Origin of the sequence: Pseudomonas sp. EZ-C24 (genome assembly GCF_014525325.1) — a bacterium.
GTDB classification, from domain to species: Bacteria; Pseudomonadota; Gammaproteobacteria; order Pseudomonadales; family Pseudomonadaceae; genus Aquipseudomonas; species Aquipseudomonas shirazensis.
Genome location: NZ_JACDIU010000005.1, coordinates 21,064 through 42,506, shown reverse-complemented (window position 1 = coordinate 42,506; position 21,443 = coordinate 21,064). Strand labels below are relative to the sequence as shown.

At 64.4% G+C, this 21,443-nt stretch carries 19 protein-coding genes and 1 pseudogene; 13 read left to right on the top strand and 7 right to left on the bottom strand.

What is annotated here, in order from left to right:
* Position 1 precedes the first annotated feature (1 nt).
* From purH to IDM28_RS02000, 4 genes are all read left to right on the top strand, one after another.
* On the top strand, positions 2–1,609 hold the full coding sequence (gene purH / locus IDM28_RS02015) for a bifunctional phosphoribosylaminoimidazolecarboxamide formyltransferase/IMP cyclohydrolase (protein WP_150573670.1): 1,608 nt from the start codon (positions 2–4) through the stop codon (positions 1,607–1,609).
* A 109-nt stretch (positions 1,610–1,718) separates the two neighbouring features.
* Positions 1,719–3,011 carry a phosphoribosylamine--glycine ligase gene (gene purD / locus IDM28_RS02010; RefSeq protein ID WP_150571361.1) on the top strand — a complete coding sequence of 431 codons (1,293 nt, stop codon included), beginning with the start codon at positions 1,719–1,721 and terminating at the stop codon, positions 3,009–3,011.
* A 139-nt stretch (positions 3,012–3,150) separates the two neighbouring features.
* On the top strand, positions 3,151–5,928 hold the full coding sequence (locus IDM28_RS02005) for a hybrid sensor histidine kinase/response regulator (RefSeq protein ID WP_188035254.1): 2,778 nt from the start codon (positions 3,151–3,153) through the stop codon (positions 5,926–5,928).
* 95 nt (positions 5,929–6,023) lie between these two features.
* Positions 6,024–6,620, top strand: coding sequence for a MarC family protein (locus IDM28_RS02000; protein WP_101316065.1), 597 nt, complete (start codon positions 6,024–6,026; stop codon positions 6,618–6,620).
* On the opposite strand, the gene IDM28_RS01995 is transcribed toward IDM28_RS02000, so the two are convergent.
* From IDM28_RS01995 to cobG, 7 genes are all read right to left on the bottom strand, one after another.
* Complete coding sequence (locus tag IDM28_RS01995) at positions 6,617–7,240, bottom strand: hypothetical protein (protein WP_188035253.1); 624 nt, start codon at positions 7,238–7,240, stop codon at positions 6,617–6,619. The genes IDM28_RS02000 and IDM28_RS01995 overlap by 4 nt on opposite strands.
* Positions 7,240–7,923 (bottom strand): hypothetical protein, encoded by a 684-nt coding sequence (locus IDM28_RS01990; protein ID WP_188035252.1) that lies wholly within the window; start codon positions 7,921–7,923, stop codon positions 7,240–7,242. The genes IDM28_RS01995 and IDM28_RS01990 overlap by 1 nt, the downstream gene beginning before the upstream one ends.
* A gap of 60 nt (positions 7,924–7,983) precedes the next feature.
* Positions 7,984–8,673: a hypothetical protein gene (locus IDM28_RS01985; RefSeq protein WP_188035251.1), complete on the bottom strand. Its 690-nt coding sequence runs from the start codon at positions 8,671–8,673 to the stop codon at positions 7,984–7,986.
* 94 nt (positions 8,674–8,767) lie between these two features.
* Positions 8,768–10,474 (bottom strand): precorrin-3B C(17)-methyltransferase, encoded by a 1,707-nt coding sequence (gene cobJ / locus IDM28_RS01980; RefSeq protein WP_188035250.1) that lies wholly within the window; start codon positions 10,472–10,474, stop codon positions 8,768–8,770.
* Positions 10,462–11,196, bottom strand: a complete 735-nt coding sequence (locus IDM28_RS01975) for a precorrin-2 C(20)-methyltransferase (protein ID WP_101316055.1) — start codon at positions 11,194–11,196, stop codon at positions 10,462–10,464. Before IDM28_RS01975 ends, cobJ begins: the two co-directional genes overlap by 13 nt.
* Positions 11,193–11,819 (bottom strand): precorrin-8X methylmutase, encoded by a 627-nt coding sequence (locus IDM28_RS01970; RefSeq protein WP_101316053.1) that lies wholly within the window; start codon positions 11,817–11,819, stop codon positions 11,193–11,195. Before IDM28_RS01970 ends, IDM28_RS01975 begins: the two co-directional genes overlap by 4 nt.
* Positions 11,812–13,143 carry a precorrin-3B synthase gene (gene cobG, locus IDM28_RS01965; RefSeq protein WP_410524650.1) on the bottom strand — a complete coding sequence of 444 codons (1,332 nt, stop codon included), beginning with the start codon at positions 13,141–13,143 and terminating at the stop codon, positions 11,812–11,814. The genes IDM28_RS01970 and cobG overlap by 8 nt, the downstream gene beginning before the upstream one ends.
* Before the next feature lie 131 nt (positions 13,144–13,274).
* Between cobG and cbiE the strand changes: the two genes are divergently transcribed.
* From cbiE to IDM28_RS01920, 9 genes and pseudogenes are all read left to right on the top strand, one after another.
* Entirely contained in the window at positions 13,275–14,486 is a 1,212-nt protein-coding gene (gene cbiE, locus IDM28_RS01960) for a precorrin-6y C5,15-methyltransferase (decarboxylating) subunit CbiE (protein ID WP_188035248.1), read from the top strand.
* Positions 14,479–15,573 (top strand): cobalt-precorrin-5B (C(1))-methyltransferase, encoded by a 1,095-nt coding sequence (locus tag IDM28_RS01955; protein WP_188035247.1) that lies wholly within the window; start codon positions 14,479–14,481, stop codon positions 15,571–15,573. Before cbiE ends, IDM28_RS01955 begins: the two co-directional genes overlap by 8 nt.
* Positions 15,570–16,289, top strand: coding sequence for a cobalt-precorrin-6A reductase (locus IDM28_RS01950; protein WP_188035246.1), 720 nt, complete (start codon positions 15,570–15,572; stop codon positions 16,287–16,289). Before IDM28_RS01955 ends, IDM28_RS01950 begins: the two co-directional genes overlap by 4 nt.
* Before the next feature lie 127 nt (positions 16,290–16,416).
* Positions 16,417–16,854, top strand: coding sequence for an NfeD family protein (locus IDM28_RS01945; RefSeq protein ID WP_150571354.1), 438 nt, complete (start codon positions 16,417–16,419; stop codon positions 16,852–16,854).
* 25 nt (positions 16,855–16,879) lie between these two features.
* Positions 16,880–17,731 (top strand): SPFH domain-containing protein, encoded by an 852-nt coding sequence (locus IDM28_RS01940; protein ID WP_101316041.1) that lies wholly within the window; start codon positions 16,880–16,882, stop codon positions 17,729–17,731.
* 129 nt (positions 17,732–17,860) lie between these two features.
* A complete protein-coding gene (locus tag IDM28_RS01935) occupies positions 17,861–18,250 on the top strand; it encodes a DUF2946 domain-containing protein (RefSeq protein ID WP_181089637.1) in 390 nt (129 codons plus the stop codon).
* 48 nt (positions 18,251–18,298) lie between these two features.
* Entirely contained in the window at positions 18,299–18,781 is a 483-nt protein-coding gene (locus tag IDM28_RS01930; RefSeq protein ID WP_188035245.1) for a copper chaperone PCu(A)C, read from the top strand.
* A 25-nt stretch (positions 18,782–18,806) separates the two neighbouring features.
* A complete protein-coding gene (locus tag IDM28_RS01925; RefSeq protein WP_316936990.1) occupies positions 18,807–19,265 on the top strand; it encodes a DUF2946 domain-containing protein in 459 nt (152 codons plus the stop codon).
* A gap of 66 nt (positions 19,266–19,331) precedes the next feature.
* Positions 19,332–21,396 (top strand): annotated as a pseudogene (locus IDM28_RS01920) (TonB-dependent copper receptor).
* Positions 21,397–21,443: the final 47 nt, after the last annotated feature.

The following is a 21,443-nucleotide window of genomic DNA, read 5'->3' as shown; positions in this document are numbered from 1 at the left end:
AATGACCGACCAGACTACCCGCCTGCCGATCCGCCGCGCCCTGATCAGCGTCTCCGACAAGACCGGGATCCTCGAATTCGCTCGCGAGCTGCAACAGCTCGGCGTCGAGATCCTGTCCACCGGTGGCACCTACAAGCTGCTCAAGGACAATGGCGTCGACGCGGTGGAAGTGGCCGACTACACCGGCTTCGCTGAAATGATGGACGGCCGGGTGAAGACCCTGCATCCAAAAATCCACGGTGGCATCCTCGGTCGTCGCGGCACCGACGACGCGATCATGAACGAGCACGGCATCAAGCCAATCGACCTGGTGGCAGTCAACCTGTACCCGTTCGAAGCCACCATCGCCAAGCCTGGCTGCGACCTGCCGACCGCAATCGAGAACATCGATATCGGCGGCCCGACCATGGTTCGCTCGGCAGCCAAGAACCACAAGGACGTGGCCATCGTGGTCAACGCCGGTGACTACGGCCAGGTCCTCGAAAGCCTCAAGGCCGGTGGCCTGACCTACGCTCAGCGCTTCGACCTGATGCTCAAGGCGTTCGAGCACACCGCCGCCTACGACGGTATGATCGCCAACTATATGGGCACCGTGAACCAGGCTGCCGAGACCCTGTCGACTTCCGACCGCAGCCTGTTCCCGCGCACCTTCAACAGCCAGTTCGTCAAAGCCCAGGAAATGCGCTACGGCGAGAACCCGCACCAGAACGCGGCGTTCTACGTTGAAGCGAACAAGGGCGAAGCGAGCATCTCTACCGCCACCCAGCTGCAGGGCAAAGAGCTGTCGTTCAACAACGTGGCCGACACCGATGCCGCCCTCGAGTGCGTCAAGAGCTTCGTCAAGCCGGCCTGCGTGATCGTCAAGCACGCCAACCCGTGCGGCGTTGCTGTGGTTCCGGACAACGAAGGCGGCATTCGTCAGGCCTACGAACTGGCCTACGCCACCGACACCGAGTCGGCCTTTGGCGGCATCATCGCCTTCAACCGCGAGCTGGACGGCGAGACCGCCAAGGCCATCGTCGAGCGTCAGTTCGTTGAAGTGATCATTGCGCCGAAGATCTCCCAGGCTGCCCGTGACGTAGTAGCCGCCAAGCAGAACGTGCGTCTGCTCGAGTGCGGCGAGTGGCCAGCCGAGCGCAGCGCTGGCTGGGACTTCAAGCGGGTCAACGGTGGCCTGCTGGTGCAGAGCCGCGATATCGGCATGATCAGCGCCGATGATCTGAAGATCGTTACCCAGCGCGCGCCGAGCGAGCAGGAAATTCACGACCTGATCTTCGCCTGGAAAGTAGCCAAGTTCGTCAAGTCCAACGCTATCGTCTACGCCAAGCAGCGCCAGACCATCGGTGTCGGTGCTGGCCAGATGAGCCGCGTCAACTCGGCACGCATTGCTGCAATCAAAGCCGAGCATGCTGGCCTGCAGGTACAAGGTGCGGTCATGGCCTCGGACGCGTTCTTCCCGTTCCGCGACGGTATCGACAACGCTGCCAAGGCCGGCATCACTGCAGTGATCCAGCCAGGTGGTTCGATGCGCGATGCTGAAGTGATCGCTGCTGCCGACGAAGCCGGCATCGCCATGGTGTTCACCGGCATGCGCCACTTCCGCCACTGATCGGCAATCGGCCGCACTGAAGCAGGCATCTGCTGCGTTGCGACCTCGTACCGCGAATACAGCGCGGTAGGTTCGGCCTACCGCCCAAGAGATTTCCGAGGTTTTAGACATGAAAGTTTTGATCATCGGCAACGGCGGCCGTGAACACGCCCTGGCCTGGAAAGTTGCCCAGGACCCACGCGTCGAAAAAGTCTTCGTCGCCCCAGGCAACGCTGGCACCGCCACCGAAGCCAAATGCGAGAACGTCGACATCCAGGTGACCGCTCTGGAGCAGTTGGCCGATTTCGCCGAGCAGAACGTCGACCTGACCATCGTCGGCCCGGAAGCGCCACTGGTTGCCGGCGTCGTCGACCTGTTCCGCAGCCGCAAGCTCGACTGCTTTGGCCCAACCAAGGGCGCTGCCCAGCTTGAAGGCTCCAAGGCATTCACCAAGGACTTCCTGGCCCGTCACCAGATCCCTACCGCGGATTACCAGAACTTCACCGAAGTCGAGCCAGCCCTGGCCTACCTGCAAAAGGTCGGCGCGCCGATCGTGATCAAGGCCGACGGCCTTGCTGCGGGCAAAGGCGTGATCGTTGCCATGACCTTGCAGGAAGCCGAAGACGCCGTGCGCGACATGCTCGCCGGTAACGCCTTTGGTGATGCAGGTTCGCGGGTCGTCATAGAAGAGTTCCTCGACGGCGAAGAAGCCAGCTTCATCGTCATGGTCGACGGTGAAAACGTGCTGCCGATGGCGACCAGCCAGGACCACAAGCGCGTCGGCGACGGCGACAGCGGGCCGAACACCGGCGGCATGGGCGCCTACTCGCCAGCCCCGGTGGTTACCGCCGAAGTGCACCAGCGGGTGATGGACCAGGTGATCTGGCCGACCGTGCGCGGCATGGCCGCCGAAGGCAACGTCTACACCGGCTTCCTGTACGCCGGGCTGATGATCGACAAGGCCGGCAACCCCAAGGTGATCGAGTTCAACTGCCGCTTCGGCGACCCGGAAACCCAGCCAGTCATGCTGCGCCTGGAGTCGAGCCTGGTGCTGTTGATCGAAGCCGCCTTCGCCAAGGCCTTGAACAAGGTCGAAGCACAATGGGACCCGCGGCCAAGCCTGGGTGTCGTGCTGGCTGCCGGCGGTTACCCGGCCGACTACGCCAAGGGCGCTACCATTCACGGTCTCGGCGCTGCGGCCAAGCTGGAAGGCAAGGTCTTCCATGCCGGCACTGCGCTGCAGGACGGCCAGGTCGTGACCAACGGCGGCCGCGTGCTGTGCGCCACTGCCCTCGGCCAGACCGTCGCCCAGGCCCAGGAACAGGCTTACCGCCTGGCCAAGGAAGTCAGCTGGGACGGTAGCTTCTACCGCACCGACATCGGCTACCGGGCCATTGCCCGCGAGCGTGGTGAAGCGCAGTAACAGCGCTTTGGCGAATGGCCGTGACGCCCTTTGGTGCACGGCCTTCGGCTCGTCGACAGGATGCCGATGGGCCTTGCGTTCGCCTTCACCCGCCGCGCATAGTTGTGCTTCGCCACACCCGCTAAGAAAGGATCTCGTCTTGCGTCGGCTTCGGATTGCCCTTGCCCTGTTCGTCAGCTTGCTGACCCTGCTCTGCCTGCCGCCGGCCTCGGCCGAGCAAGGTGGTGGCTGGTCGCTGCTGCTCGATGAACAGGCCAACCTGCAACTGAGCGACGTACGCTCCGAACGCTACCGCAACCAATTCAGTCCCCTCCAACTCAACGAGCTGGAGGCTGCCGAGCCTGATCAAGCGCTCTGGCTGCACTACCGGCTGGAACCGGATGACCAGCAACGCCTGCTGCGCATCTTCGCTCCCGACCTGTCCCGCCTCGATCTGTACGTGCTCAACGGTGACAAACTGCTGCGCCAGCGCCACCATGGTCCGCAGGCCAACACCGGCAGCGAGCCGACCCTGCTCGGCAGTGACCACTTGCTGACTTTACCCAACAGCAGCCAGCCACTGGACGTCTACCTGCACCTGGTCTCGGAACACCAACTGCGCCCAGCCATCAGCCTGCTGTCTGCTGCCGAGGCTGCGGGCGACCAACACTTGCTGCTGTTGTTCGGCCTGTTGTTCGGCGGTCTGGTCATGCTGATCCTGCACAACGTGATCCGCTTCCTCTACGTGCGCTCGAGCACCACCCTGATTCTTGCCCTTTACCACGGCCTGATGCTGCTCAGCGCGCTGATCCTGCTCAACCTCAGCGGGCCCTGGTGGCACGTCTGGCACAGTGCGCAAACGCCTGCCGCCTACCTGACCCTGGTCATGGCCGGGCTGGCCGGTCTGTACTTCACCCAGCACTTTTTCAGTACCGGCAATTCGCCGCGGCTGAATCGGCTGTTGCAGGGCGAGATGCTGTTGGTTGGCGTCAGTAGCCTGATCCTGCTGTTCGTCGACACCCTGCCGCTCAACCTGATGACCTACGCCCTGCTCGCGATTGGCAGCGCAAGCATGCTGCTGGTCAGCAGCTATCACTGGTACAAGGGCTACAGCCCGGCACGTTTGTTCGCCTTGGCGATGCTGGTGTACAACCTCGGCGGGCTGGTGTTGCTGCCAGCGTTGCTCGGCCTGACCCGCACGCCGACGCCATGGTTGCTGTGCATTCTGCTGGCACTGACGGTAAGCAGCGGCCTGCTGCTCAACCTGGCAGTGAGTGAACGCTTGCGACGCATCAATGAGGACCGCTTCCGTGCCAGCCGCGCGCTGGCAGCCAGCGACGCCGAGCTCAACGCCAAGGCCGAGTTCCTGGCCAAGATCAGCCATGAAATCCGCACACCGATGAACGGCGTGCTGGGCATGACCGAGCTGTTGCTGGGCACGCCGCTGTCGGTCAAGCAGCGCGACTACGTGCAGACCATCCACAGCGCCGGCAACGAGCTGCTGACCTTGATCAACGAGATCCTCGACATCTCCAAGCTGGAGTCGCGGCAGATCGAGCTGGACGATGTGCAGTTCGACCTCAACGCCTTGATCGAAGACTGCCTGAATATCTTTCGAGCCAAGGCCGAACAACGCAACATCGAGCTGATCAGCTTTACCCAACCGCAAGTCCCGCGGGTCATCAGCGGCGACCCAACGCGCTTGCGTCAGGCCCTTTCCAGCCTGCTGGAAAACGCGCTGAAAAATACCGAGCAGGGCGAAATCCTGCTGGTGGTGGCACTGGATCAACGCGGCGAGCTGCCGCGTTTGCGCATTGCCGTCCAAGACAGCGGCAGTGCCATGCCACCGGCCGAGCGCGAAGCCTTGCTGCAGGCCGAGCTACACAGCCATCAGTTTCTTTCCAGCAACAAGCTCGGTGGCCATCTCGGGCTGGTGATCGCCAAACAATTGATTGGCCTGATGCAGGGCGAATTCGGCATCAAGAGCAGCAGCAACATGGGTAACACGCTGTGGTTGACCCTGCCGCTCGACCCGTCGCGTTTGGAGCAGCCACCGGCCGACCTGGACGGCCCGCTGCGCGACGCACGAGTACTGGTGGTCGACGATAACGATACCTGTCGCAAGGTTCTGGTGCAGCAATGCAGTGCCTGGGGGATGAATGTCAGCGCCGTGCCGTCGGGCAAGGAAGCGCTCGCCCTGCTGCGCACCAAGGCGCACCTGCGCGACTATTTCGACGCGGTCCTGCTCGACCAGAACATGCCCGGCATGACCGGCATGCAACTGGCAGCCAAGATCAAGGAAGACCCAAGCCTCAACCACGACATCCTGGTGGTGATGCTGACCGGCATCAGCAACGCCCCGAGCAAGGTCATCGCGCGCAACGCCGGGGTCAAGCGCATCCTCGCCAAGCCGGTGGCCGGCTACACCTTGAAAACCACCCTCGCTGAAGAGCTGGCCCAGCGCGGGCGTGAGCAGGCCAGCCCGCCGACAGCGCTCGGCGTGCCGCCGGCGACACTGGAAGTTCCAGCCGACTTCCACGTGCTGGTTGCCGAAGACAACAGCATTTCGACCAAGGTCATCCGCGGCATGCTCGGCAAGCTCAACCTCGAACCTGATACCGCCAGCAATGGCGAGGAGGCCCTGCAGGCCATGCAGGCTCGTCGCTACGATCTGGTCTTGATGGATTGCGAGATGCCCGTGCTGGATGGATTCTCAGCGACCATTCGCCTGCGCGAGTGGGAGGCGGCCAACCAGCGCCAGCGCACGCCGGTTGTCGCGCTGACCGCCCACATCCTCAGCGAGCACAAGGAACGTGCACGCCTGGCCGGTATGGACGGCCACATGGCCAAGCCGGTCGAGCTGTCGCAACTGCGCGAACTGGTCCAGTACTGGGCCGGGCAGCGCGAGGCGAGAGCCGCTGAGGTGGATGCATCATGACCGGCAGCGCTGAGCGCAGCCGGGCAAAGCTCAAACCCACCGCCTGAGCGGCTGATACACTTGCCGCACCCATCCCATCGCCATGGATCCTGGCCATGCTTCATGAGTTGTTCAGCGTTTATCTGAAGATGCTTGTGCTCTACAGCCCGTTCTTCGTGCTGTCCTGCTTCATCAGCCTGACCCGCGGCCACTCCAGCAAGGAGCGCAAGCAACTGGCCTGGCGCGTGGCGATTGCCGTGCTCATTGCCAGCGTGCTGTTGTACCTGTTTGGCCGGGTGATCTTCGGCGTGTTCGGCATCACTGCCGACGCCTTTCGTATCGGTGCCGGCAGTGTGTTGTTCATTTCTGCGCTGAGCATGGCCCAGGGCAAGCCGGCGGTGCAGAGCGACAACGTGCAGCAGGACGTAACCATCGTACCGCTGACCATCCCGCTGACCGTCGGCCCCGGCACCATCGGTGCGCTGCTGGTGATGGGCGTCAGCCAGCCGCACTGGGATGACAAGCTACTGGCAATCGTCAGTATTGCTCTGGCCAGTTTCACTGTCGGCCTGGTGCTGTACCTCTCGCACGGTATCGAACGAATCCTGGGTGACCAGGGCTTGCAGATCGTCAGCCGCTTGATGGGGCTGTTCGTCTGTGCCCTGGCTGCGCAGATCATCTTTACCGGGATCAAGGGCTACTTGCTTAACTAGATCTGGTACTCGTGGATACTCAGTCGCGCCTGCTCTACCGTGCTGGCAAGAACCTTGGGCAGGTGCGTGTCCATGAATGCTCGGACATTGAACCGCACCAGCTCGGCAGAGACTTTATGGTAGCTACGTTTGCGCTCCATGAAGCCGGTCGCGAAGCGAGTCTTCTTGTCAGTCTCGAAGTACAGCACCATGTCGACTCGACCGTTACCGGCCGGCGAACAAGGAAGAAATTGCAGGCACTGTCGCTCGGCGGCCTGTCGCTCGAAGGTACCCAGGGTGGCCGGGCTGGCCATCAACCGGCGCAGGGCAAGATCGGTGGACTCGGCAAAGTGCTCACCTGCCGTGGCGGCAATGGTCTGAAGCGCTTTGTCCACCAGCTTTGACCGTTGATCCGTCGGCCAATGTATGTCCTCTGGCGCAACCGCATCCCACCCCATGAACTTTAGCTGGTTACGAAAGTAGCTCAACCAGTCCTCGACCAGACCCTCATTGAACACGCTCAGGGTGGCGCGCTCGGCCAAGGCAACCGCCGTCTTTACCGCGTCGCACTGCTGTCCATCAAGACCGGGCAGGAAGCTCACAATCGACGAGCCGATTACCGCTGCTTGGGTATTTGCCATTACATCCTCCTGTTCTGCGTGGGCAGTTCGAGCACATAGGCGTGTTCATGCTGTTTCTTGTCCATCAACATGCGTAACTGGCTGCGTTTTGTTTCAAAGGACTGCGCGTCGCACAGCAGTGAGAGGCAGCGCAGTTGGACCTCCGCCGGCAACGTCGCGATTTCGCTCAGGCTGGGCTGCTCGGCTACCTCGACAGCGGCCGTGGACTGCCAGCTCAGGCTGCACAGATGCAGACGCATGTCCGCGTCCATCAGGCCGATTTCCAGCTTTGCCAAATGCCCGTCTGCAGTGTCCGAGCGGATGAAACCTTGCAGCTGCCGCAGCCCATCTGGGTGCTCGCGCAAGCTTTCGAAGACGCTGCGCAAGACCTGACCGCCATCGATGCCTGCCTGCCCGAACCACGCTTGAAGCGCTGGAGAGATGGCCAGCCCGGCAACGCCCGGAACACTCTGCTCATCGTGCGCCTGACTGGTCACGAGCCAGCCCAGCTCTGCATACACTGCTCGATAAGCGCGGTCCCAGGTGGTCGGCTCGGTAAAGCGATTGCCCGCACGCTTGTTCGCGACCAGCTGCGCGTAGAGCGTGCTATCAATGGCTGCCTGACGCTGCGATGGGCTGATCTGAGGATCAGTCAACAACACTGTCCCGGCGACCAGCACCAGGGCGTGATTCTGTATTTGCATGGGATGCCTGCTGCCTGCAAGTCGTTGGAATGACGGCGAAGCATGTCGCCGTCAGCCTGCTCAGATCTCGTACTCGAGAATGTCTTCAACACTGCGCACGCCGAGCTTGGTCTCGATGTGCTCACGTACGCGGTCGTAGATCATTCGGTTGAACGACAACACCGCGCCGCCGGCGTAGTACTCCGAGGAAGTAATGTTCCATTCCACGCCGAGCAGGTCAGTGTTGGACTCGGGCGCTGCGGCGTTGACGCAGCTCATCACCAGCACCACCTCACCTTCAGGCGTTTCCATGCACGCACCCAGCCCGACCATGCCGCTACGCTTATTCTTTCGATCGCTGATGAAGATCCGCTTTTCGCTATCGATCGAACCGAGCTTGTCGATCGCTTTCTGGGCCAGCTTGCTAAACGCCTCACCAACAGGCCCGCCCAGCGCAGCAGCACCGGCAGCGGACATCACGCGAAACACCACTGCGCCGACGGTAACCGTTACCGAAGATGCCGTTTCGAGTTCGAAACTGCGGCGCGCGGCGACAAACCCGCAATCCTGCATGGCCTTCAGAAACTGGTCGTACCAGGCCTTGCTTTGAATTTGTGGGTCATACAGTTTATCGGCCACCAATGTGGCGAAGTGGAAGGCATTCTTGACGTCGTTACGGCTTTGCTGGGTCATCCCGGCACCGCAGGCGAGCAGTGAATCCTGGACCAGGACGGCGGTGTTGGTGCTCGCAATATCGTTGCTGTCAGACATGAATAAATCCTTGGTGGTAGCCCCTGTGATTCAGGGATTACCACCCTATGCGCAGGCCTTCGGGGAAGGAGCGCTGAAGGATTTCCTCAACACCTCAGTTGGCCGCTGGGTACCACCGCGGGGTGTAGACCCAGGTGCCACCGTCGGCACGCGGCAATGTGCAGGTTGTCGAAGACCCGACCAACACCATGGTGCGCATGTCGACCATTTCTGGCAGCAGTTCGGCCAGTGTGACTACGCGCAGCGTCTGCCCTGGCCTGCCAATATCGCGACCAAGGACTACCGGCGTAGCGCCTGAGCGATGACGGCGCACGACGTCCAGCGCTACACCCAATTGCCAGGGTCTGGCTTTCGAAATCGGGTTATAGAACGCCAGCACCAGATCAGCCTGGGCGGCAAGGTCCAGGCGTGTCTCGATGATCGACCAGGGTTTGAGGTTGTCCGACAGCGACATCACGCAGAAGTCATGCCCCAGCGGCGCGCCGGCCTGAGCAGCGGTAGCCAACGATGCCGATACGCCTGGGAGGATCTGCAGATCGACCTGATGCCAGGCCGGGTCGGTCGACTCGTGCAAGGCCTCGAGCACGGCGGCGGCCATGGCGAACACGCCGGGATCACCCGACGACACCACCACGACCGAACGGCCCTGTGCGGCCAGCTCAAAGGCATGCCGGGCGCGCTGCATCTCCTCGCGGTTGTCGGTGTTGTGCAGCACCTGATCCGGGCGGAACGGGCCAGCCATACGCACGTAGGTTTCGTAACCGAGCACATCCTCGGCCAGGCTCAGTTCGCGCTTGACTGCAGGCACCATCAGTTCGGCGGCGCCGGGGCCGAGGCCGATCACTGCCAGCCGGCCACGACCGCGACCGACCTGGGCAGGGTCGATGGGCGCGCTGGCAACTGCCACCAACAACCCCGAGTGTTCACTCAAGCGGGCGCCAGGCACGCTCTGTTCGACCATCTCGGCCAGGCTCACTGCCGGCGCGGCAAAGCGCAGTGCGACACCGAGTTGCTGCGCCGCCTGGTGCAGGCCCGGCAGGGCCATGTGCTGGTCACTGGCAAGCAGGCACGCCAGCGCTGGCTCGGCAATATTGGCCGCGCGCAGGGCCGCGCGCACGTGTTCGGCAAGCTCGGCAGACTCGGCACTGACGGCGACCAGCACCGAACGTGGATGGATCAGCAGTTCGTCACGGCTGGCGGGGCGCGCTTCGCAGCCCACGTGAATGGTTCGTTGCGCTGCCGCATCGGCGGGCAGTTGCGCCTGCGCAAGCCACGGCGCATCACCCTCGATACGCACGCTCTGACCGGCCAGCAGGTCGGAGACAAAGCGCTTGCCCTGCTCCAGGTCTGCCAAGGCATAGCCAACCGGCGGATTGAGCAGGCAGGTGCCGAAACGCAGTTCACCACTCGTGGTGATCGCGGCAGCGACCGACAACGCCGCGCCGATCTCGCGCGCCATCACGTTGACCCCGCCGAGGCCGCCGAGCAACGGCACCACGGCACTGCCATCTTCGGCGACCACCAGTACCGGTGGCTCGACATCCTTGTCGCTGAGCACGCTGGCCAGGCTGCGGATGACGATGCCAGCGGCGCACAGGGCAATGATCGGCGTGTCTTGCAAATACAGCTCGCGCATGGTGCTGCCAAATGACTCATAGCCACTGTCGGCGCCCGCGACCCGGCCATTCAGGCCATGGATGCTGGCCTCGGGATACAGTTGCTGGAGGCGCTGCGCAGTAGCCAGGCTGGCCTGGCCGAGGATGATGATGGCCGGCGCTTTGCGTAGGTTCAGCCCTGCCATTTTTCACCCGGAACGATGATCAGCGAAAAGTAGGGCGAAGACTGCGGATCGACCGCGTCCAGCGCAACGATTTTCTGATTGGCCATGGTCGCACGCTCAACGTACAGCGCGCGCTGGTCCAGGCCCAACTCGGCCAGCACCTGGCGCACCTTGGGGAAGTTGCGCCCCAGCTTCATGATCACCGCCGCATCGGCGTCGGCCAGCCGCCGCTTGAGCTCTTCGGCAGGCAACACACCGGACAATACGGTCAGGGTCTGGTTGCGGTAGACCAGCGGCGCGCCGAGCACCGAGGCGCCACCGAGCATCGAACAGACACCAGGAATCACCTCGGCGTCATAGCGCTGCGCCAGGCGGTCATGCAGGTACATGTACGATCCGTAGAAGAACGGATCACCTTCGCAGATCACCGCTACATCACGCCCGGCGTCCAGATGCGCGGCCACTTGCTCGCCGGCCTCATCGTAGAAATCACTGATGACCTGTTCGTAGGACAGCGGCGCAGGCAGCGCTTCGGTAGTGACCGGATACACCAGTGGCAGCAAGGTCTGCTGCGCCTGCAAATGCGCTTCGATGATGCCGAAGGCGTTGCCGCGCTTACCCTTGGCCACAAAGTAAGCCACCACCGGCGCCTCGCGCAGCAGGCGCAAGGCCTTGACGGTGATCAGTTCCGGGTCGCCAGGGCCAACGCCGAGGCCAAGCAGTCGTCCGCGTGGCGTCATCATTCGACCTCCGTGGCCAGCGCGTTGACGGCGGCGGCGGCCATTGCGCTACCGCCCAGACGGCCCTGCATGATCACGAACGGCACGCCACGGCTGTCGGCGGCGAGCATCGCCTTGGACTCGGCCGCGCCGACGAAGCCCACCGGGAAGCCGAGAATCAGCGCCGGTTTCGGCGCGCCCGCGTCGATCATCTCAAGCAGGTAGAACAGCGCCGTCGGTGCATTGCCGATCACCACCACGCTGCCTTCCAGGTGTTCGCGCCACAGCTCCAGGGCCACTGCCGAACGGGTGTTGCCCTGCTCCTTGGCCAGTGCCGGCACACTTGGATCGCGCAGGGTGCAGATCACTTGGTTGTTGGCTGGCAGCCGCGCACGGGTGATGCCTTCGGCAACCATGTGCGCGTCACACAGGATCGGCGCGCCTTTGGCCAGCGCTGCGCGCCCGGCAGCGCCGGCACCTGCGGAGAACTGCAGACCATCGATTGCCTCGACCATGCCGCAGGCGTGAATCACCCGCACCGCGAGCTTTTCCAGATCGGCAGGAATCCGCTCCAGGCGGGCCTCCTCGCGGATGATCCGGAAGGAATTGCGATAGATCTCCTGACCATCGCGAATGTAGTCAATCATCAAGGTGCTCCGTGGGCAGGTCGAGCATGGCGCCTGCTGCTTTCAAGGTAAGGTCGGTCGCGCGCAGGGCACCAAAGCCGGGCTGCTGCGCGTCACGCAAATAAAGGTCGTAGCGGCCCGGCGAACGGGCCAGCAAGGTCGCCGGGGCGACATGGGCCACAGCGCAGGAGCGCGGGCAGCCGCTGAGGTGCACGCTGGCCGGTGCGCCGGGCGCAATCAGCACGGCGAGCTGGACGGCATCGGCCTTGGTCTCGGCCAGTGCCTTGGCACAACCGCTGGCGCCGCTGCAGGCGGTCACTCGTGCCAGTGGCTCGCGGCTGGAGCAGACCAGGCCGAACGCCTGCAACTGGGCCTGGGCGGCCTGCAATTGACTTGTTGCGATGCTGCTCAACACCAGGCTCTGCCAGGGACTCAGGTGCAATTCACCGTCACCACTGACGCGCGCTACCTGGGCGGCGCCACGCAGCATCGCCGGGGTCAAGCGGCCCAGCGGTGGGGCAACGCCAAGCGCAGTGCCCTGGGCTTGCGCCAGCGGCCCGAGCCAGTTGGCGTAGGCCTTGGCCCGTCGCCACTGGAGCACTGGCGGGTCGCGCCGCAGCTCGATGCCGAGGCCTTCGATGAAATGCTCGACCGGGCAGGTCTGCAGCAACTGGCGCATGCGCGACTGCTCGGCACTGGCCAGCTCGAGAAAGCGCTCCAGCACCGCCCGGGTCAGCGCCAGCCCAGCGCCCAACGGCACCGCGCCCAGCGGCTGATCGGTGCCTGGGCAACCGGCCAGACCGAAGGCCAGCCAGGTCTGCTGTTCCAGTTGCAGCGGCGACAGCCACAGGTCATGCGGGTGTTCGAGCATGGCCAGGTGCTCACCGCCATCCAACTGCACGGCAAACTTGGCCGAAAGTTGATGCAGATGCGACGTGCTTTCGAGCATCTCGAGGATCTGCCTGGCCAGCGGCCGGGTATCCAGCAGCATGGCCGGATCGCGCCCGGCCAGCGGGCTCAGCATCAGGTTGCGGACATCGTCGCCAGCCGCCTGGCGCGGGCCAAGGCCAGCCGCCAGCAAATGCTCGATCAGCGCGGCGTGCTGCGCGCCGACCCCGCGAATCTGCAGATTGCACCGGTTGGTAGCCTCGATCACACCGCCGGCAAAGCGCTCGGCAGCCTCGGCCACAGCGTCGGCCTGATCGGCCAGCAGCAGGCCACCCGGCAGCTTGATCCGGCAGATGCCGCCATCGCGGGCGGCGACGATGCGCCACAACCCCGGGCAGGCCGAGGGGCGGGGCGAAACGGCAGGGTCAAGGGGCGGGTTCAAGAAGGCATCCGGCAATCGTCAAAGTGCGCTTGAGTGTAGAAGGCGCGGTATTATGCCTGCTTTGCTCGACGGCATGAAAAACCGGCGGTCGAAGATCGTGTGAATTTGCGGCCGTTGTGGCCCACTCAAGCTTGATGAGGAAGCAGATGGCCCCCTGGCTGACAGTTGTAGGTATCGGTGAAGACGGTTTCAGCGGCCTGGGCAAACCTGCCCGGCGTGCCCTGCTGGCGGCTTCGCGGATCTTCGGCAGCCCGCGCCAGCTGGCGCTGTTGCCGCACTGTGTCAGCGCCGAGCAACTGCCCTGGTCGAGCCCGTTCAGCCTGGAACCGGTGCTGGCGCTGCGCGGCGAGCCGGTATGCGTACTGGCCAGCGGCGACCCGATGTTCTTCGGCGTCGGCGCCAGCCTGGCGCGGCAGGTGCCAGCCGAGCAGTTGCGGGTTCTGTCGGCGCCATCGTCCTGCGCCCTGGCCGCTGCGCGCCTGGGCTGGCCACTGCAGGAGGTGCAGATCGTGTCGCTGGTCGCCCGCCCGCTGGCCGCACTCAACGCCTACTGCTACACCGGCTTGCGCCTGCTGGTGCTGAGCAACGATGGCGACAGCCCGGCACAGATCGCTGCGCTGCTGCGCGACAAAGGCTTCGGCCCGAGCCGTTTGCAGGTGTTCGAACACCTTGGCGGGCCGCAGGAACGTCATGTGCAAGGCACGGCCGAAGACTGGCCACACAGTCAGCTGGCTGCGTTGAATGTGGTCGCCATCGAATGCCAGGCTGCAGCGGACACACCGCGCTTGTCACCTGCTGCCGGTTTACCGGACTCGGCCTTCGAACACGACGGCCAGCTGACCAAGCGCGATGTTCGCGCGATCACTCTCGCCCGCCTGGCACCGCAACCCGGCGCGCTGTTGTGGGATGTCGGCGCCGGCTGTGGCTCGATCGGCATCGAGTGGATGCGCGCCCACCCCAGCTGCCGCACCCTGGCGATCGAAGCCGATGCAGGCCGGCAAGCGTTGATCGAGCACAACCGCGACGCGCTTGGCGTGCCGGGGCTGCGCCTGATCCGCGGCAAGGCACCGCAGGCGCTGGCCGAACTGGAGCGGCCCGACGCGATCTTCATTGGTGGTGGCGTCACCGGCGAAGGCATGCTCGGCCTGTGCTGGGAGCGCCTGCGCCCCGGTGGCCGGCTGGTAGCCAATGCCGTCACCCTGCAAAGCGAAATGGCCCTTGCCCAGTTTCGCGAAGCGCACGGCGGCGAGCTGACCCGCATCCACATTGCCCACACGCAACCGCTGGGCAACTTCGACACTTGGCGCCAGGCCTTGCCGATCACCTTGCTCGACGTAGTGAAAGCCCTGGATGCGTGAAGAAACCCGCGAACAACCCGCGCCCCTGCGCAGCGGCCTGACCACCGGCAGCTGCGCCACGGCAACCAGCCTCGCCGCCGCACGCCTGCTGCTGAGCGGTGTCGACGCCGACGCGGTGCACATCACCCTGCCCAAGGGCAAGGTGGTGCAGATGCGCCTGGAGTTCTGCAGGCGCAACGGCGACTGCGCCGAGGCCGGCACCTTGAAGGACGCCGGCGACGACCCCGACGTGACCCACGGCGCCCTGCTCTACAGCCAGGTGCGCCTGCTCGCCACGCCCGGCGTGCGTTTTGTCGCGGGTGTCGGTGTCGGCACCGTAACCCGGCCCGGACTGGTGCTGGCGGTCGGCGAGCCGGCCATCAACCCGGTACCGCGACGGATGATCAGCGAGCACCTGCAGCAACTGGCCAACGACTGTGGCTACAGCGGCGGTTTCGAGGTCACGGTGAACGTGCGTGACGGTGATCAGTTGGCCCTGAAAACCATGAACCCACGCCTGGGCATTCTCGGCGGGCTGTCGATTCTCGGTACCAGTGGTATCGTCCGGCCGTTCTCCTGCGCGGCCTACATCGCCTCGATCCAGCAAGGCATCGATGTCGCCCACAGCAACGGCTACACGCACGTCGCTGCCTGCACCGGCAATGCCAGCGAAGACACCATGCGCCAGGTCTACAACCTGCCGGAAATCGCCCTGATCGAGATGGGCGACTTTGTCGGTGCGGTGCTCAAGCACCTGCGCAAGGTGCCGATGGCGCGCCTGAGCCTGTGCGGCGGTTTCGGCAAGATCAGCAAGCTGGCTGCGGGCAACATGGACCTGCACAGCCGTCATTCCAGTATCGACCTGCCGCAGTTGGCCGGTTGGGCTCAAGCGCTGGGCGCCGATCAGTCGCTGCAGCAGGCGATCATCGCCGCCAATACCAGCCAGCAGGCGCTGGCCCTGGCGCATGCCGCAGGCATCGCGCTGGGCGACGCAGTGTGTGCCCATGCCCGCGCCTTTGCCTGCAGCGTGGTGCCAGCGCAGGTGCAGGTCGAGGTGTTTGCCATCGACCGCCAGGGCGGCATCGTCGGCCGGGCGGGTGTGCAATGAGCGAGCGGATTCTGCTGCTTGGCGGTGTTACCGAAGCCTTGGCCATTGCCCGGCGGCTGGGCCCGCAGCACGTCTACAGTCTGGCCGGCGTTGGCCGCGTGCCGCAGGATCTGCCCTGCCAGCTACGGGTCGGCGGCTATGGTGGCGCCGAGGGCCTGGCGCAGTACCTGCGCGAAGCCGGCATCAGCTTGCTGATCGACGCGACCCATCCCTATGCGGCGCAGATCAGCGCCAATGCCGCGCAGGCTGCGCGCAGTGCCGGTGTGGCCTGCTGGGCACTGCGCCGCCCGGCCTGGCAGCCCCAGCCGGGAGATGACTGGCGCGAGGTGGCGGACTGGGCCGAGCTGGTCACGGCCCTCTCGCCGTTTGCCCGGCCACTGTTCACGCTGGGCCGCGAGCCCCTGGCTCATCTGCACGAAATACCTGAGCAGCAGTTCTGGACCTTGCGTGCCCTCGACAGCTACCCGGGCAATGACCGCTGCGAAGTCATCGCCGCCCGCGGGCCGTTCGCGATGGCGGATGAGCGCGCATTGTTCGCCCGCCGCCAGATCGACGTGCTGGTCAGCAAGAACAGCGGCAGCGTCGCCACCGAGCCCAAGCTTGAGGTCGCCCGCGAGCTGGGCATACCGGTGCTGGTGCTCAAGCGCCCACTACTGCCGACAGTGGATCGTGAGTTTGCTCAGGTAGACACCTTGCTGGCCGCGCTGGGGCTTTGATCGCGCTGCTGGCGCCAGCGGGCAGGCTGGTCGAGAGATTTCCTGCACAGCTTTAGGAACCGTCTCAATGGCCACCATCCGGCCATCTGCCGTAAACTGCGCATTCCCCTCCTGGAAGGCCACCCATATGGAAATGCAATGGTGGATCTGGCTCGTCTTCGGCGTTGCCCTGGTCCTGCTTGAACTGGTCCTGCCCACGTTCTTCATTCTCTGGTTCGGCATCGGCGCCGTGCTGGTGGCGCTGATCGCCCTGATCGCACCCAGCCTGCAACTGGACAGCCAGGTGCTGCTGTGGGTGCTGTTCTCGTCGGCCACTACCCTGCTCTGGTTCAAGCTGTTTCGCCGGAAAAAACCCGACGTGCGCTGGACTGCCGACAGCGTGATCGGCGAGGTTGGCCTGCTTACCGTGGCCGTCTCGGAGTTTCAGAAGGGCCGGGTGCGCTTCCAGAAGCCGATCCTCGGCAACGAGGAATGGGTGTGCATCGCCGACAGTGACATCGCCGCCGGCGAGCGTGTGCGCCTGACCGCCATCGAAGGCAACACCGCCCGGATCACCCGGGCCTGAATCCGTACTTAAAGGACGCTGCACCATGACCAGCCTAATCGTCGTCGCCTGCCTGGCACTGTTTGTTCTGATCACCGTATTCAAAGGGGTGCGCATCGTGCCCCAGGGCGAAGAGTGGATCGTCGAGCGCCTGGGCCGCTACCACAGCACGCTCAAGCCCGGCCTGAACATCCTCATCCCGTACATGGACGTGGTTGCCTATCGCCTGCCGACCAAGGACATCATCCTCGATGTCCAGCAACAGGAAATCATCACCAAGGACAACGCCGTCATCGTCGCCAACGCACTGTGCTTCGCCAAGGTAATCGACCCGCAGAAGGCCTCCTACGGCGTGCAGAACTTCTCGTTTGCCGTGACCAGCCTGACCATGACCTCGCTGCGGGCGATCGTCGGTGCCATGGACCTCGACGAAGCGCTGTCCAGCCGCGAGCAGATCAAGGCGCGTCTGCGCGAAGCGATGTCCGAGCAGACCGAAGACTGGGGCGTGACCGTGCGCTCGGTAGAAATCCAGGACATCAAGCCGTCGCCGAACATGCAGCTGGCGATGGAACGTCAGGCCGCCGCGGAGCGTGAGCGTAAAGCCGACGTGACCCGCGCCGAGGGTGCCAAGCAAGCGGCCGTACTGGAAGCCGAAGCGCGCCTGCAGTCGGCTCGGCTCGACGCAGAAGCGCAGATCAACCTGGCCGAAGCCTCGGCCCGAGCGATTACCCTGGTGCGCGAGGCGGTCGGCAGCGAAACCACTCCGGCCATGTACCTGCTTGGCGAGCGTTACATCGGTGCGATGGAAACCCTCGCTGCGAGCAACAATTCCAAGATCGTGGTGTTGCCGGCCGACCTGCAAGAAACAGTGCGCGGGCTGCTCGGGCGCAAGGCCTGATACACCGCCGCCCCGCTCAGGTCAGGGCGGCCATTGCACAGGCGCAGCTGCGGCACTTCACCGCACCGGGGTATTTTTACCTATACTGCGCCTTACAATAGCCACCACGATTCCTGACCGGATCTCTCCATGCCCCCACGTCGGCCCATCGCCTGGATCGCCTGCCTTGCAGTGCTGTTCAATCTGCTGGCCATGCCGCTGTCTTCCGCTGCGCCGAAAAGCGCGGCCGAGCAGCTGCTGTGGGGGGCGTTCTGCTCCAGCATGGGCGTCAAGCCCACGCCGGCAGTGCAGGCGCTGGCCAAGATCGACCTCGGCCCGCAAGGCGACGAGCACGCGAGCATGCAACATTGCTGGTGCTGCTCAGGCGGCCTGACGCTGCTGGCCTTGCCTGGGCATCCGCCGCAGTTGCACATCCCTGTCGCCATGGACAACGGCACTGCGAGCATTCTTGCCAGCTACCAACCGACGCCGCGCCAGTTATGGCCTGCGCTCAATCCGCGCGCCTCTCCTCTGACCTGAGTTACAGCCGCCCCGCGTCCTGAACCTGTCCAGATCGGAGATTTCCCCATGCTCAAGCAAGCCCTCGTCGTGGTCGCCCTGTTGCTGCCTGGCGCATTCGCCAATGCCCATGAATACACTCAGGGTGACCTGCACATCGCCCACCCGTGGTCGCTGCAGCTGCCGCCCAATGCGCCCAACGTGGCGGCGTATTTCACCGTGCACAACAGTGGCAGCAGCGACGACCGCCTGCTCAGCGTCGACAGCCCGATCAGTGATGACGCGCAGCTGCATGAGCACGCCATGAACGCAGCAGGCCTGATGAAAATGCAGCAGGTCGACGGCGTGACCATCCCCGCCGGCAAGGACCTGCTGTTCGCCCCCAGCGCCTACCACGTGATGCTGATGCAGCCCAAGGACCGCAGCCTGCTCACCGACGGCAAGCGCTTCCCACTGACCCTGCACTTCGAAAAAGCCGGCGATATCACCGTGCAAGTGGCTGTCCAGAAGCAGCCGCCGGCCGACCAGCCGCAACAGCAACACGCGCACTGACCGCTGACAGGCGCCAGCCGTGAACGTGCTGGGCAAACACAGCTACCGCCGTACCACCCGCCCTGCTCGCAGGCGCGCCGGTGGCGGCTGGCTGAGCCTGTTTGCCATGTGGATGATCTTCATCGGGCCGCTGATTTCTCAGTCGATGCCGATGGAGCACCACACGGGCATGAGCATGAGCATGAGCATGTCCAGCGACATGGCCATGAACATGCCCATGCCCGCCAGCCATGCCCACGCCGACAGCAAGCACCACCACAACCATAGCGATGACGCCGAGCTGCACGCGCTGTGGGCCAAGTGCGGCTATTGCACCCTGCTGTTCAACTGCCCGGCGCTGCCGCAGAGCTTCAGCCCGCTCAACGCCAGCCGCGTTCCACCTGCCCCGCCCCCGCCAAGCGCCACCCGCCACGGCCACGCGCGCCAGGCGATTTTCCCCGGCGCCCGCAGCCGGGCGCCACCTGCCCAGTCGATCTACGTCTGAACATCCATTGACCGCACGCAGCCAGGAGGCTGTGCGCTCATATTCGACTGATCGACTGGAATCACTATGTCCGGCTGCATCCCCGTTTTCACCCTTTCCCTGCGCGGCACTATCGCCGTGCTCTGCGGCTCGCTGCTGAGCCCCTTGGCTATCGCCGCCGACAGCGGCCATGTTGGCCACGACCACGACGCCGCCGAGCTGAGCCCGACGGTAATCACCGCCGTCGCCCCCAGCTCGCCGCTGACCATCGTCACCAACCCCAAGGACCCGCGCCAACCAGTGCCGGCCAGTGATGGTGCCGACTACCTGAAGACCATCCCCGGCTTCTCGGCGATCCGCGCTGGCGGCACCAACGGCGATCCGGTGTTGCGCGGCATGTTCGGCTCGCGCCTGAACATCCTCACCAATGGCGGCCAGATGCTCGGCGCCTGCCCCAACCGGATGGACGCGCCAACCTCGTACATCTCGCCGGAAACCTATGACCGCCTTACCGTGATCAAAGGCCCGCAAACTGTGATCTGGGGGTCCCGGCGGCTCGGCCGGGACGATCCTCTTCGAACGCGAGCCGGAGCAGTTCGGCGAGCTTGGCAGCCGAGTCAACGCCAGCCTGCTGGCCGGCTCCAATGGCCGCTTCGACAAGCTGCTCGACGTCGCCGCCGGCAACAGCGAGGCGTATGCGCGCTTCGTCGGCAACCAGTCACGCTCGGATGACTACCGCGACGGCAACGGCGACAGCGTGCCGTCGCGCTGGGACAAGTGGAACGGCGACGTCAGCCTTGGCTGGACGCCGGATGCCGACACCCTGCTCGAGCTCACCGCCGGCAAAGGTGACGGCGAAGCCCGTTACGCCGGGCGCGGCATGGACGGCTCGCAGTTCAAGCGCGAAAGCCTGGGCCTGCGCTTCGAAAAATCCAACCTCGGCGAGGTGCTCGACAAGATCGAGGCGCAGGTCTACTACAACTACGCCGACCACGTGATGGACAACTACAGCCTGCGCACCCCGTCCGGCAGCGGCATGATGGGCATGCCGATGGTCGCCAACGTCGACCGGCGCACCCTCGGCGCGCGGATCAAGGCCACCTGGCGTTGGGCCGATGTGCAGTTGATCAACGGTATCGATGCGCAAAGCAGCGAGCACCGCCAGCGCAGCGGCATGGGCGTCGACGCGCACCGTGGCCAGCCGTGGAGCAAGGATGCCGAGTTCCACAACTACGGCGCGTTCGCCGAGCTGACCTGGTACGCGAGCGGCGAAGACCGATTGATCAGCGGTGCCCGCCTTGACCGCGCTTCGGCGCGCGATCTGCGCAGCGACCAGGCCACCGCCGGCAACACTCGCGCCGATACCCTGCCCAGCGGCTTTGTCCGCTATGAGCATGACCTCAGCGCGCTGTCGGCCACCACCTACATCGGCCTTGGCCATGCGCAACGCTTCCCGGATTACTGGGAGCTGTTCTCGGCCGACGGCCCGGCAGGTGCACGCAACGCCTTCGACGCGATCAAACCGGAGAAAACCACCCAGCTCGACTTCGGCCTCCAGTACCGTGACGAGCGCCTGCAAGCCTGGGCCTCGGGCTATGTCGGGCAGATCCGCGACTACATTTTGTTCGACTACCAGACCGGCATGATGGGCATGAGCACCACCCAGGCGCAGAACATCGATGCGCGGATCATGGGCGGCGAGCTGGGCGCGGCGTACAAGCTGTCGGAAAACTGGAAGGCCGATGCGACCCTGGCTTACGCTTGGGGCAAAAACAGCAGCGACGGCAAGGCACTGCCGCAGATGCCGCCACTGGAAAGCCGCCTGGGCCTGACCTACAGCCAGGACAACTGGAGCACCGGGGCGTTGTGGCGGTTGGTCTCGGCGCAGAACCGCGTCGCTGAAAATCAGGGCAATGTGGTCGGCAAGGACTATCAAAAAAGCGCAGGCTTTGGCGTGTTCTCGCTCAACGGCGCCTACAAGGTCACGCGCAATCTCAAGCTCAGCGCAGGCGTCGACAACCTGTTCGACAAGGCTTACGCCGAGCACCTGAACCTGGCCGGCAACGCCGGTTTTGGTTACCCGGCGAACGATCCGCAGCCGGTGCCTGAACCTGGCCGGACCTTCTGGACCAAAGTCGATCTCAGCTTCTGACAATTACAACGGGCGCGGCCATGACCGCGCCCCTCTGATGGGAGGTT